Below are 12,495 nucleotides of genomic sequence, written 5' to 3'. Positions count from 1 at the left end.
AATGAATATTCAAGAAATCAAAGAAATTATTCCTCATCGCTATCCTTTTCTATTATTGGACACAGTTGAAGAAATTGTTGTAGGCGAAAAAGTTATTGCGAAGAAAAATGTTACAATCAATGAACCTTTCTTTCAAGGTCATTTTCCAGGAGAGCCAGTTATGCCGGGTGTTTTAATTCTTGAAGCTTTGGCACAAGCAGGGGCTGTAGCTTTATTGTCTATGTCGGACTTTAAAGGTAAGACAGCTTATTTTGGTGGTATCGATAAAGCCAAATTCAGACAAAAAGTTGTTCCGGGTGATACGTTGATGTTAGAAGTAGAAATTATGAAAGTAAAATCAATAGCCGGCATCGGCAAAGGAACTGCGACTGTGAATGGAAAAAAAGTAGCGGAAGCAGAATTAACCTTTATGATTGGATAGGTGAGCTATGTTTTCAAAAGTTTTAATTGCAAATAGAGGAGAAATCGCTGTTCGGATCATTCGAGCATGCCGCGAATTAGGTGTGCAGACTGTTGCTGTGTACTCAGAAGCCGATAAAGAAGCGTTACACACACAGCTTGCTGATGAGGCTATTTGTATTGGCCCCGCTAAAGCTGCTGATTCATATTTAAATGTACAGAGTGTACTAAGTGCAGCAATCGTAACCAACGCTGAAGCGATTCATCCTGGTTTTGGTTTTTTATCAGAAAATAGTCAATTTGCGGCAATGTGTGAAGAATGCAATATTACGTTTATTGGTCCAAAAGCTGAGACGATTGATGCGATGGGGAACAAAATCAATGCACGTGCTTTGATGCAAGAAGCTAATGTCCCAGTTATTCCAGGAAGTACTGGTGTAATTAGTTCAGTTGAAGAAGCTTTAATGATCGCTGATAATATCGGTTATCCAGTTATGCTAAAAGCAGCAGCCGGTGGCGGAGGTAAAGGGATTCGTAAAGTGATGAGTAAAGAGGAATTACCTCAGCATTTCACCTCCGCACAGCAAGAAGCAAAAGCAGCTTTTGGAAATGATGATATGTACTTAGAAAAAATCATTTACCCAGCTCGTCATATTGAAGTACAAATTTTAGGAGATCAGTATGGACATGTGATCCATTTAGGCGAACGTGATTGCTCTTTACAAAGAAATAATCAAAAAGTTCTTGAAGAATCGCCATCGATCGCGATTGTACCTGGAAAACGTCAGTTAATAGGTGAAACGGCTGTCCGAGCAGCAAAAGCTGTTCATTACGAAAATGCTGGAACGATTGAATTTTTGATGGATAAATCGGGTGAATTTTATTTTATGGAAATGAATACACGAATTCAAGTGGAGCATCCTGTTACAGAAATGGTTACGGGAATCGATCTTGTTAAAGCACAGTTGAAAGTGGCTTTCGGTGAAGAACTACCTTATACACAAGAAGATATTACGATCACAGGTCATGCTATCGAATGCCGAATCAATGCTGAAAATCCTGCCTTTAATTTTGCGCCTTCTCCGGGTAAAATCAAAAACTTATTGCTTCCAAGTGGAGGCATGGGATTAAGAGTAGACAGTGCAATGTATTCAGGTTATACGATTCCACCTTTTTATGATTCGATGATCGCTAAAGTAATCGTTCATGGAAATGATCGAATGGATGCGTTGATGAAAATGCAGCGTGCGCTAAATGAAATCGTAACAGATGGAATCATCACAAATTCAGAATTTCAGCTAGATTTGATTACGCATGAAAATGTGTTAGCTGGTGATTATGATACAAGTTTTTTACAAGAAACGTTTTTACCAAATTGGGAACCAGAAAGCGATAATTAAAAAGGAGCAAGTGTATGGCTTTATTTAAAAAGAAAAACTATATTCGAATCAATCCGAATCGCGCGGGCGACCAATCTTCTGTAAAAAAACCTACAGTTCCAGATAACATGTGGGCGAAATGTCCTTGTTGTAAACGTACGCTCTATACAAAAGATATGGGGGCAGAAAAAGTCTGCCCTTATTGCGGTTATAGCTTTAGAATTGGTGCTTGGGAACGACTTGCATTGACGATAGATGAGAAAAGTTTTGAAGAATGGGACACAGACTTAGTCACCAAAGATCCGTTAAATTTCCCTGATTATCTGGATAAAATTAACAAGATGCAGGAAAAAACTGAACTACACGAAGCCGTTTTAACTGGAAAAGCTAAAATTGCTGGTCAAAAAATCGGTATCGGCGTGATGGATGCTAATTTTATTATGGGAAGTATGGGAAGCGTTGTAGGGGAAAAAATTACTCGTTTGTTTGAGCGAGCAACAGAACAACGCTTACCAGTAATCATTTTTACAGCTTCAGGGGGAGCTAGAATGCAGGAAGGAATTTTTTCTCTAATGCAAATGGCGAAAATTTCCGGTGCACTTAAACGTCATAGCAATGCAGGCTTACTTTATATCACGGTGTTAACTGATCCGACAACAGGTGGTGTTACAGCTAGTTTTGCGATGGATGGCGATGTTATATTAGCCGAACCGCAAAGTTTGATTGGGTTTGCTGGACGTCGGGTGATTGAGCAAACGATTCGTCAAGAATTACCGGATGATTTTCAAAAAGCAGAGTTTTTACTCGATCACGGATTTGTTGATAAGATTGTTCCAAGAAATCAACTACAAGAAGCACTGAGTAAATTAATAAAGATTCATACGATGAAAGGGTGGAAATAACGATGGAAAAAACAGCCAATGATATTGTCACCTTAGCTCGTGCGCAAGATCGTTATACTACTTTAGAGTATATTGCTGCAATCTTTAATGATTTTATGGAATTTCATGGTGATCGTTATTTTGGCGACGATTTAGCTGTTGTAGGTGGTGTTGCAACACTAGAAGACAAACCTGTGACGGTAGTCGGAATTCAAAAAGGACGTAACTTACCTGAAAATATCGAACGAAATTTCGGTGCACCTCATCCAGAAGGGTATCGTAAAGCATTACGTTTAATGAAGCAGGCAGAAAAATTTGGTCGACCAATAGTTACGTTTATTAATACAGCAGGAGCATATTGCGGTATTGAGGCAGAAGAACGTGGTGAAGGTGAGGCAATTGCTAAAAATTTGATAGAGATGTCTGATTTAAGTGTGCCAATCATCGCAATTATTATTGGTGAAGGCGGAAGTGGCGGCGCATTAGCGCTTGCCGTAGCGGATGAAGTTTGGATGCTAGAACATACGATTTATGCTGTACTTTCACCAGAAGGTTTTGCTTCGATTTTATGGAAAGATGGCAGTCGGGCTAAAGAAGCAGCAGAATTAATGAAGATTACAGCCTTAGAATTAAAAGAACTAACAATCATTGATCGAGTGATTCCAGAAGAAATGAATGGTGAAGCGTTAGAACAACCGAAAATCAACCGAATGATTCAAAAAGCACTTATTAGTAAATTTTCTGAACTTTCTCAGCTAGAAACAGATAGACTGCTGGAAAATCGCTATCAGCGTTTTCGTAAGTATTAAGTAACAAAAAATATGAATCAGGCCATTATTCATAATGAGCTTGGTTTATTTTTTTATTATTTCTTTGATAAAAAGCGGTAAAAAATTTTTAGTATTCATTCACTAATGCTACAACGACGCAATTTTAGTTATTCTGTAATTAACAATGCTATTTTCTCTGTGTTAAATAGTTCTTCATAAAATATTACTATTTTTTCGTACTTGATAAATTTTGGGAAATTGTGTTTACAATAGATATTTAGATTGGATGAATTTATGGTTGGCATTTATAGAAATTTTCACTAAAATGCAGTATAATACAAATTGGAGGAGTACTAGCTTAGTGCTCCTTTCATTATGAGAAAGTTCATCGTGGAGATGAGAGGAGTTACTATGTTTTCAAAATTTAAACCAACTTGGATGGTTGATGCGATTTATAAAATCACACCGAACCAATTAAAAAAATTAGGGATCAAAGCTGTATTAACTGATTTGGACAATACCTTAATTGCTTGGGATAACCCATATGGTACAGAAGAATTATTGACATGGATTCTGGAAATGAAAAATGCAGGTATTCCTGTTGTTGTTGTTTCAAATAATAAATCTAGCCGCATCAAACGAGTAGTAGAAAAATTTGAACTAGAATATGTATCTAGGGCATTGAAGCCATCAACTAGAGGGTTTAGAGAAGCTGAAAAGAAATTAAATATGAAACCAGAAGAATTAGTGATGGTTGGGGATCAGATCATGACCGATATTCGTGGTGCGAATGCTGCTGGAATTAGAAATATTTTAGTTCGTCCAATCGTTGATACAGATGGATGGAATACAAAAATAAATCGTTTTTTTGAACGGAAAATCATGAAGCATTTAGCGAAGAAACATCCAGATATGGTATGGAAAGGCGGACTAGAATGAGTGAGCGTGAAGTAATTCAGTGCATCGGTTGCGGTGCAGTCATTCAAACAGAACAGTCAGATAAACTAGGATACACGCCAAAGGCTGCTTTTGAAAAAGGGATAGAGACAGGCGAAGTTTATTGTCAACGTTGTTTTCGGCTAAGACATTACAATGATATTCAAGATGTTCAGCTGACTGACGATGATTTTTTACGTTTATTAAACGAGTTAGGCAAAGAAGATGCATTGATCGTGAATGTCGTCGATATTTTTGATTTTAATGGTTCGTTAATTCCTGGTTTGCATCGTTTTATTGGCGATAATCCTGTTTTGATGGTAGGGAATAAAGTCGATATTTTACCTAAATCATTAAAGAAGCCTAAGATGATTCAATGGATGAGAGAACGTGCTCATGAAGAAGGTTTACGTCCTGTTGATGTATTATTGACAAGTGCTAAAAAACCGCAGGAAATGGAGCACTTACTTAAAACGATCGAAAAATATCGTGATGGTAAAGATGTTTATGTGGTCGGGGTAACGAATGTTGGTAAATCAACATTGATCAATCAAATCATCAAACAGACAGCTGGAGTTCAAGATGTTATTACAACATCGCAATTTCCGGGAACAACATTGGATAAAATTGAAATTCCTTTAGATGATGGCCATTTTTTGATCGATACACCGGGAATTATTCATCGCCATCAAATGGCGCATTACCTTGGTAAAAAAGACTTAAAAATTATCGCACCGCAAAAAGAGATCAAACCTAAGGTGTATCAACTAAACCCTGAACAAACATTATTTTTAGGTGGGTTGGCCCGATTTGATTTCATTCAAGGAGAGCGTAGTTCATTTATTGCCTACGTATCAAATGATTTAGCAATTCACCGAACTAAATTAGTGACAGCTGACGCCTTTTATGAGAAACATGTTGGCGGCTTGTTACAACCACCACGTCCTGATGAAGTGGCAGAATTTCCTGAATTGGTTCGTTTTGAATTTTCTATCAAAGAAAAAACAGATATTGTTTTTGCCGGACTAGGCTGGATCACGGTCACAGAACCATGTGTGGTTGCTGGCTGGGCACCAAAAGGCGTCGATGTTTTAAGAAGAAAAGCCTTGATTTAATCATAAGTGAGAATAGAGAGAAGGAAAATTAGTGGATTTAAGAGGAAAACAAAAGCGTTTTTTACGCAGCCAAGCGCACCATTTACAACCGATTTTTCAAATTGGTAAAGGTGGCTTGAACTCTGCGATGGTGGTACAAATCAATGAAGCGTTAGAAAAACGTGAATTGATCAAAGTCACTTTGCTACAAAATACCGATGAGATTGCTGAAGATGTGGCAGTTGCATTAAAAGCAGATATTCATTGTGATATCGTTCAAATCATCGGCCGGGTATTAGTTTTATTTAAACCATCATCTAACGAAAAGTATCAAAAGATCTCTAAAGAAGTTAAAGCAATTTAAAATTTGGAGGTAAGAAAAATGGGGACAAATACGAATGCAGTATTAAAAGCAGAAGTAATTGTGGAAGAAGCAGAGCTTTTTCAAAAGCGTAAACAGGTAGGAATATTAGGTGGAAATTTTAATCCGGTTCATTTGGCACATTTAGTGATGGCTGACCAAGTGCAACAACAGCTTGGGTTGGACAAAGTCTATTTGATGCCTACTTATTTACCACCTCATGTAGATGAAAAAAAGACGATCGATAGTCAACACCGATTAGCAATGCTAGAGCTTGCAATTGCGGATAATCATAATTTAGCAGTTGAGCCGATCGAGTTGTTCCGTAAAGGAAAAAGTTACACTTATGACACGATGAAAGCTTTGACACAAAATAATCCCGATATAGATTACTATTTTATCATTGGCGGAGACATGGTAGAATATTTACCAAAGTGGTATAAAATCGATGAATTGCTGACATTGATTAATTTTGTGGGAATTCGCCGTCCGAAATATGGAACTGTTACACCGTATCCGATTATTTGGGTGGATGTTCCTCAAATGGATATTAGTTCAACGCTGATTCGGGGAAAAATTAGCAATGGTTGTTCTACGCGCTACTTATTGCCTGATAGTGTGATACACTATATAGGAGAGAAGGAGCTGTATGTAGATGGATTTTAGCGGAAAATATACGACATTTAAACGCGAAGAATTAATGCAAGAAGTTCAGATGCATATGAGTGAACGACGTTTTCAACATGTGGTAGGTGTAGAGGAAATGGCTATAGCTTTAGCAGCTAAATACGGTGCTTCCAAAGAAAAAGCAAGTATTGCGGCACTGACTCACGATTACGCTAAAGAACGTCCAGATGAAGAGTTTGAAATGATTATCAAACGAGACGGCTATGATCAAGAATTGCTTCATTATGGCAATGCCATTTGGCACGGACTTGTTGGTGCCAGTATGGTTCAAAAGGAACTAGGTATAGAGGACGAAGAGATTTTAGAAGCGATTCGTTTGCATACGACAGGTGCTGCCAAAATGAGTTTGCTGGATAAAATCATTTATGTTGCTGATTACATCGAGCAAGGTCGAAACTTTCCTGGTGTAAAAGAAGCACGGGAATTGGCTTTAGTTGATCTGGATGAAGCAGTTGCATATGAAACAAAACATACATTACTGCATCTTATTGAACAAGAACAAAAAATTTATCCCAAAACAATTGAGACCTATAATTATTGGGTAGTAAGAAAAGCTGATTGAACTCGTCCAGCATCGACAGAAGTCATCTTTTTACGAGAAGCCAGATTAAGAAAAAGCTGAGCAAAGCGTTTGGCTTCAAGTTAGAAAAAAACAAATCAAAAATTTGAAATTAAATAATAGGAGGAAACCATCATAGATAGTCAACAGATTTTAGAGATCGCTGTAAAAGCAGCAGATTCGAAACGAGCAGAGGAAATAGTTGCTTTAGATGTGCATGAAATCTCACTTTTAGCAGATTACTTTATGATTTGCCAAGCAACAAGTGAACGTCAAATCAATGCTATTGTAGAAGAAATTATTGAAAAAGAAGAAGAAGCAGAGGTAGAAGTAAAACGTGTTGAAGGAAAAGATGGCGGTAAATGGGTATTGATCGACTTAGGCGATATCATCGTTCATGTATTTCAATCAGCAGAACGTGGCTTTTACAATTTAGAAAAGCTTTGGTCTGATGCACCAATGGTCGATCTTCACGCTTGGGTCGAGTAATATGGCATATGAAACATTTGCTTTTGTTTACGATGAAGTAATGGATGATAGTCTTTATGATCAGTGGCTAGAATTTTCAAAACGTCATTTACCAGAAGGAAAAATGGATGTTTTAGAAATGGCTTGTGGAACTGGAGCATTAGCTGTAAATTTTGCAAAAGCAGGATTTACGGTAACAGCATTGGATTTGTCAGAAGAAATGTTGATGATGGCCAGTAAACGAGCAGCGGAAGAAGAGGTTCATGTTCAGTTTGTTCAAGGGAACATGATGGATTTATCTGAAATGGGTCAGTATCATGCGATTACATGTTTTTCTGATTCGCTGTGTTATATGGCAAATCGTCAGGAAGTCCAACAAGTATTTGACGATGTCTACCAAGCGTTAGAAGAAGAAGGCGTCTTTATTTTTGATGTTCATTCGATTTATCAAGTAGACAAAGTATTTCCAGAGTATAGCTATCATTATCAAACAGAAGAATTTGCCTTTTTATGGGATAGTTATCCTGGTGAAAAAGAGCACAGTATTGAACATTTTCTAACGTTCTTTGTAAAAGAGCATGAGAGTGACGAAGTGTTTATCCGTCAAGATGAATTGCATCAAGAACGGACTTATACAATGGAAAACTATCTGATGATGCTAGAAAGTGCAGGGTTTATGAATGTTGAAGTCTATGCTGATTTCACAGACGATGCTCCAGCAGAAGAAAGCAAACGTTGGTTTTTTGTTTGTAAAAAATAGTTTAAAAAATGAGCGGGGCAGAACTTTTCAAAGTTTTGCTCGCTTATTTTTCTTTTGTTTCAGTAATAAAACAAACATGGTATGATGGAGTTCTAATAGAAATGATCTGGACGAAGGAGAATAAAAATGAAAAGTTGCGGTATTATTGTTGAATACAATCCTTTTCATAATGGACATCAGTACCATGCAAAAATGGCGCGAGAAATAAGTGGAGCAGATGTTGTAATTGCAGTAATGAGCGGAAATTTCTTACAACGAGGGGAACCTGCTATTATCGACAAATGGACACGAGCCAAAGAAGCCCTGAATCATGGTGTTGATTTAGTTATTGAATTACCGTTTGCGTATGCTGTACAATCAGCAGATTACTTTGCTGCAGGTGGAATTAAGCTACTTCAGGCGTTACAATGTGAGGCATTATGCTTTGGCACCGATAACCAAACAGAGATGGATTATGAACTGTTTGGGAAGTTTGTGAATAAGAACAAGGCAGAAATCGATCAAACGTATCAACAAATCAAAAATAACGGTATGAGTTATCCACAGCAAATGACAGAAGTTTTTCGTAAGCTTTATCCACAAAATGGATTGGATTTTTCTTCACCTAATCATATTTTAGGATTAAGTTATGCCAAAGAAAATGCCGCGTATGAAAAACCGATGACGTTATATCCTTTAAAACGTGAACAAGCAGGTTACCATGATACTAACATATATCAAAAGTTTGCTAGTGCTACTGCAATCAGGAAAGCTGTTTTCTCAGGCGAATTAGATCAAATCAAACAAGTTCTTCCAGAACAAGTTGCAATAGATTTGGCGAATTCAGCTACTGTTTCTTGGGAAGATTATTGGCCATTATTAAAGTATAAATTGATCAGTAGCACGATCACAGAGTTACAAGAGATTTATCAAATGAAAGAAGGAATCGAATATCGTTTGCAAGAAGCGGCTAAGTCTTCTGACTCTTTTCATATGTTTATGGAACAGGCAAAAACAAAACGTTATACGTGGACGCGCTTGCAGCGAATTGCGACGTATATTTTAAATAATGTGCAACAACAAGAAATAGAAGATACTTGGAATCATAGTCATTTACAAGTTCTGGGCTTTACTGAACAAGGACAACGTTTTTTACGAGAAGAAAAAAAGAATCTAGCCTTGCCTCTGATCACAAAAGTGTCAAAGAGTTTGAATTCTCAATTAGCGTTGGATATCCGTAGTAATCAACTTTATCAATTAGGCGACGATCGCATTTTAGAGCAAAGTTTTGGCCGTTTTCCAATTCGTAGCTCTTAAAAGCAAAAAACACTTAACAAAAGTCCGTTTGCCAAGTATAATGATAAAGGCACTACAATCAAAAATAATAATGAATGAAAGCGAAGTGAGAATATGGGTCGTAAGTGGGCAAATATTAAAGAGAAAAAAGCTGCCAAAGACGCAACTAACAGCCGAGTTTATGCAAAATTCGGGATTGAAATATACGTAGCAGCGAAATCGGGTGATCCTGACCCTCAAGCAAATCAGAAATTACGGTTTGTTATCGAGCGCGCAAAAACATATAATGTTCCAAAACATATCATCGATCGAGCAATCGAAAAAGCCAAAGGTTCTGGCGATGAGCAATACTCTGAATTACGTTATGAAGGATTTGGACCAAATGGCTCAATGGTTATCGTTGATGCCTTGACAAATAATGTAAATCGGACAGCTTCAGATGTTCGTGCGGCATTTGGTAAAAATGGTGGAAATATGGGTGTCAGCGGTGCTGTAGCTTATATGTTTGATCATACAGGTGTCATTGGGTTTGAAGGAAATGACGCTGATGAAATTCTTGAATATCTGATGGAAAAGGACATGGATGTTCGTGATGTTACAGAAGAGGAAGGTCAGATCATTGTCTATACTGAACCAGAAGACTTGCATGCAGTGCAAGAAGCGCTAAAAGCAAAAGGGATCGAAGAGTTCTCTGTAGCAGAATTAGAAATGATTGCACAAAATGATGTAGAATTAACTGGGGAAGATTTAGAACAATTCGAACGAATGATTGATGTTCTAGAAGATCTTGATGATGTTCAAAAGGTTTATCATAATGTTGATTTAGGTGAGTAAAAAAGTATAAGAATCCTTATTTGTAAGGGTTCTTTTTTTATTTACAAAAATGAGTGTAATCTTTTCCAATTCAAGTGTCATGGATTAGGAGATAGCAATATAATATAATATTATTGTAAAAATAATATATCAAGAAGTGGGGTAATGAAAAGTGGAAATAGAAAAATTCAAAGATGACCTAAAATCGATAGGTAAAAGAGTTTTAAAATTAAAGGACAATATAGGAACTGAAGAAGCTACAAAGACGTCACTTATAATGCCTTTTTTCAAATTTTAGGTTATGATATCTTCAATCCAATTGAATTTGTACCAGAATTTACAGCTGATGTAGGTATAAAAAAGGTGAGAAAGTTGACTATGCGATTGTAATAGATAGTGTACCAACTATGTTGATTGAAGCTAAATCTATCACTGAACCACTAACAAAACATGACTCACAATTATTCAGATATTTTGGAACGACAACATCCCAATTTGGTATACTAACAAATGGAGAAATATATAAGTTTTTTACTGATTTAGAAGAGCCGAATAAGATGGATTCTTCACCGTTTTTGACAATTGATATTACGAATTTGAAAGATAGTCAAATACCTGAAATTGCGAAATTTCATAAAGACAATTTTGATGTTGATAAAATAACTAATAGTGCTTCTGAATTAAAATATTTAAATACATTAAAGACATTTTTAACTATTCAACTAAATGAACCATCTGAAAAATTTGTAAAATATTTTGTTGGTGAAATTTATGGTGGAGTAAAAACAAAGGCAACTTTGGATAAGTTTAAACCTCTAATAAAAAAAGGACTAAATCAATTTATTAATGAGAAAGTTAATGATAAATTGAGTGCTGCTCTCAATACTTCTGTTTCAGGTAAAGAAGAAGAGGTAATTCAGGAAGATGTTTATGAAGATATAGTTACTACACCAGAGGAGTTGGAGGCTTATACTATAGTTAAACTTATTCTCAAAGATATAGTAGTTTTAGATAGAATTTTTTATAGGGACAATAAAAGTTATTTTAATGTATTAATTGACGATAATATTAGAAAATGGGTATTAAGATTTTTTACATCTAGTTCAGGGATGAAAATTGAGTTAAATAATTCAAGTAGGACTGTTTTTGAAATAAGCAACCCAATTGATATTACAAATCATTCAAAAGAGATAATTAAAATTGTTGAAGCTTTCTGAAATTATTCCTGAATATTTCAGTATCTTTCTATGGGAAAATAAGAATGAATGGTTCTGTTGTAAGTTTCAAAGATAATTTATAATATTCAGAATCAAATTTCCTACTAAGCTGAAATGTCCAATAATATCTTAATTTCTGTGCAGACAGAAAAGGGGTTGCTTCATATCCCAACGTTTATTAGCATTTAGGGTGTGAAACAAAAGTGATTTTTTAGTTTTGTTTCACACCCTTTTCTGATAGCTTAATCGAACAGTTTTCATCCATTTCTTGTAAATAAAAGGAGTGTCTGTTTTTCTTCTGCTAATATTACCCTAAAAACCGAGCGTTAGTTCTAAAAAATTAAGAAATACCTTTTTAAACTTTCAAAATAGTAACATTTTTATTGATAAAATCTATAGGGTGTAACATTTTGCATTGATTTCATTTTACGATTGCCCTTGACAGGATAGACATTACTTAAGTTCATTGGCAATGGCGTGTGATTCGCTTATTTAAACAATCGGTGTTTGATATTTCAACGAACCATGGAGACGTAGGTGGTTCAACCAATGTACATAATCAAATAATATTTAGGTAAAGTTGTAAATTTGTGGGAATAAATAACTTCTACTTTTTTTTGATTTTTGCGTTTATTCTACAATTACATTATCATAGTGCTTTCATTTTCGGATGAGTGATTGTTCAATTCCAAAGGCGCATAATATTTTATTGATTATCCTCTGTCTATATGAAAATACTATACAAAGGTTAACTTAAAAACGTTATAGATTAACCTAATTTTTCATTTTAAATATAAAAACCCTTCATACACACACTATACGAAGGGAAACACAATATGAAAAAACTAAGAACAAATTTATAATAGCATTTTTATTATAAATTCTCAAATATTTCG

The 12,495-nt window shown here is 35.8% G+C and carries 13 protein-coding genes and 2 pseudogenes; 14 read left to right on the top strand and 1 reads right to left on the bottom strand.

Annotated features, from left to right (window positions below; genetic code table 11):
• Position 1: 1 nt before the first annotated feature.
• From fabZ to AC4BBR_RS13080, 14 genes and pseudogenes are all read left to right on the top strand, one after another.
• Positions 2-421, top strand: coding sequence for a 3-hydroxyacyl-ACP dehydratase FabZ (fabZ, locus tag AC4BBR_RS13145; protein ID WP_490459968.1), 420 nt, complete (start codon positions 2-4; stop codon positions 419-421).
• Between the two features lie 7 nt (positions 422-428).
• Positions 429-1,799 carry an acetyl-CoA carboxylase biotin carboxylase subunit gene (locus AC4BBR_RS13140; protein WP_490459967.1) on the top strand — a complete coding sequence of 457 codons (1,371 nt, stop codon included), beginning with the start codon at positions 429-431 and terminating at the stop codon, positions 1,797-1,799.
• Between the two features lie 14 nt (positions 1,800-1,813).
• Positions 1,814-2,680 (top strand): acetyl-CoA carboxylase, carboxyltransferase subunit beta, encoded by an 867-nt coding sequence (accD, locus tag AC4BBR_RS13135; RefSeq protein ID WP_490459966.1) that lies wholly within the window; start codon positions 1,814-1,816, stop codon positions 2,678-2,680.
• Between the two features lie 2 nt (positions 2,681-2,682).
• On the top strand, positions 2,683-3,468 hold the full coding sequence (locus AC4BBR_RS13130; protein ID WP_490459965.1) for an acetyl-CoA carboxylase carboxyl transferase subunit alpha: 786 nt from the start codon (positions 2,683-2,685) through the stop codon (positions 3,466-3,468).
• A 372-nt stretch (positions 3,469-3,840) separates the two neighbouring features.
• Positions 3,841-4,368 (top strand): YqeG family HAD IIIA-type phosphatase, encoded by a 528-nt coding sequence (locus AC4BBR_RS13125; protein WP_490459964.1) that lies wholly within the window; start codon positions 3,841-3,843, stop codon positions 4,366-4,368.
• Positions 4,365-5,480, top strand: a complete 1,116-nt coding sequence (gene yqeH, locus AC4BBR_RS13120; protein WP_490459963.1) for a ribosome biogenesis GTPase YqeH — start codon at positions 4,365-4,367, stop codon at positions 5,478-5,480. Before AC4BBR_RS13125 ends, yqeH begins: the two co-directional genes overlap by 4 nt.
• A gap of 31 nt (positions 5,481-5,511) precedes the next feature.
• Positions 5,512-5,823 carry a ribosome assembly RNA-binding protein YhbY gene (gene yhbY, locus AC4BBR_RS13115; protein WP_086278671.1) on the top strand — a complete coding sequence of 104 codons (312 nt, stop codon included), beginning with the start codon at positions 5,512-5,514 and terminating at the stop codon, positions 5,821-5,823.
• An 18-nt stretch (positions 5,824-5,841) separates the two neighbouring features.
• Positions 5,842-6,486, top strand: a complete 645-nt coding sequence (locus AC4BBR_RS13110; RefSeq protein ID WP_490459962.1) for a nicotinate-nucleotide adenylyltransferase — start codon at positions 5,842-5,844, stop codon at positions 6,484-6,486.
• Positions 6,476-7,069, top strand: coding sequence for a bis(5'-nucleosyl)-tetraphosphatase (symmetrical) YqeK (gene yqeK / locus AC4BBR_RS13105; protein WP_490459961.1), 594 nt, complete (start codon positions 6,476-6,478; stop codon positions 7,067-7,069). Before AC4BBR_RS13110 ends, yqeK begins: the two co-directional genes overlap by 11 nt.
• 147 nt (positions 7,070-7,216) lie before the next feature.
• Entirely contained in the window at positions 7,217-7,555 is a 339-nt protein-coding gene (gene rsfS / locus AC4BBR_RS13100) for a ribosome silencing factor (RefSeq protein ID WP_490462124.1), read from the top strand.
• A 1-nt stretch (position 7,556) separates the two neighbouring features.
• Complete coding sequence (locus tag AC4BBR_RS13095; RefSeq protein ID WP_490459960.1) at positions 7,557-8,294, top strand: class I SAM-dependent DNA methyltransferase; 738 nt, start codon at positions 7,557-7,559, stop codon at positions 8,292-8,294.
• Positions 8,295-8,420: 126 nt separating this feature from the next.
• Positions 8,421-9,590, top strand: coding sequence for a nucleotidyltransferase (locus AC4BBR_RS13090; RefSeq protein ID WP_490459959.1), 1,170 nt, complete (start codon positions 8,421-8,423; stop codon positions 9,588-9,590).
• Positions 9,591-9,683: 93 nt separating this feature from the next.
• Positions 9,684-10,403, top strand: a complete 720-nt coding sequence (locus AC4BBR_RS13085; RefSeq protein ID WP_490459958.1) for a YebC/PmpR family DNA-binding transcriptional regulator — start codon at positions 9,684-9,686, stop codon at positions 10,401-10,403.
• Positions 10,404-10,554: 151 nt separating this feature from the next.
• A pseudogene (locus AC4BBR_RS13080) lies at positions 10,555-11,599 on the top strand (type I restriction endonuclease).
• A gap of 498 nt (positions 11,600-12,097) precedes the next feature.
• On the opposite strand, the pseudogene AC4BBR_RS13075 reads toward AC4BBR_RS13080, so the two are convergent.
• Positions 12,098-12,213: pseudogene (locus tag AC4BBR_RS13075) on the bottom strand (IS3 family transposase); the annotation flags it as partial.
• Positions 12,214-12,495: the final 282 nt, after the last annotated feature.

The sequence above is a fragment of the Enterococcus sp. AMC1251 genome, from assembly GCF_058216535.1.
The sequence above is the reverse complement of the archived record's forward strand: the minus strand, read 5'-3'. Positions and strand labels throughout refer to the sequence as shown.

Excerpts from the sequence above, each read along its gene's own strand:
- fabZ (WP_490459968.1), top strand. The coding sequence starts at position 2 with ATGAATATTCAAGAAATCAAAGAAATTATTCCTCATCGCTATCCTTTT.
- AC4BBR_RS13140 (WP_490459967.1), top strand. The coding sequence starts at position 429 with ATGTTTTCAAAAGTTTTAATTGCAAATAGAGGAGAAATCGCTGTTCGG.
- accD (WP_490459966.1), top strand. The coding sequence starts at position 1,814 with ATGGCTTTATTTAAAAAGAAAAACTATATTCGAATCAATCCGAATCGC.
- AC4BBR_RS13130 (WP_490459965.1), top strand. The coding sequence starts at position 2,683 with ATGGAAAAAACAGCCAATGATATTGTCACCTTAGCTCGTGCGCAAGAT.
- AC4BBR_RS13125 (WP_490459964.1), top strand. The coding sequence starts at position 3,841 with ATGTTTTCAAAATTTAAACCAACTTGGATGGTTGATGCGATTTATAAA.
- yqeH (WP_490459963.1), top strand. The coding sequence starts at position 4,365 with ATGAGTGAGCGTGAAGTAATTCAGTGCATCGGTTGCGGTGCAGTCATT.
- AC4BBR_RS13110 (WP_490459962.1), top strand. The coding sequence starts at position 5,842 with ATGGGGACAAATACGAATGCAGTATTAAAAGCAGAAGTAATTGTGGAA.
- yqeK (WP_490459961.1), top strand. The coding sequence starts at position 6,476 with ATGGATTTTAGCGGAAAATATACGACATTTAAACGCGAAGAATTAATG.
- AC4BBR_RS13095 (WP_490459960.1), top strand. The coding sequence starts at position 7,557 with ATGGCATATGAAACATTTGCTTTTGTTTACGATGAAGTAATGGATGAT.
- AC4BBR_RS13090 (WP_490459959.1), top strand. The coding sequence starts at position 8,421 with ATGAAAAGTTGCGGTATTATTGTTGAATACAATCCTTTTCATAATGGA.
- AC4BBR_RS13085 (WP_490459958.1), top strand. The coding sequence starts at position 9,684 with ATGGGTCGTAAGTGGGCAAATATTAAAGAGAAAAAAGCTGCCAAAGAC.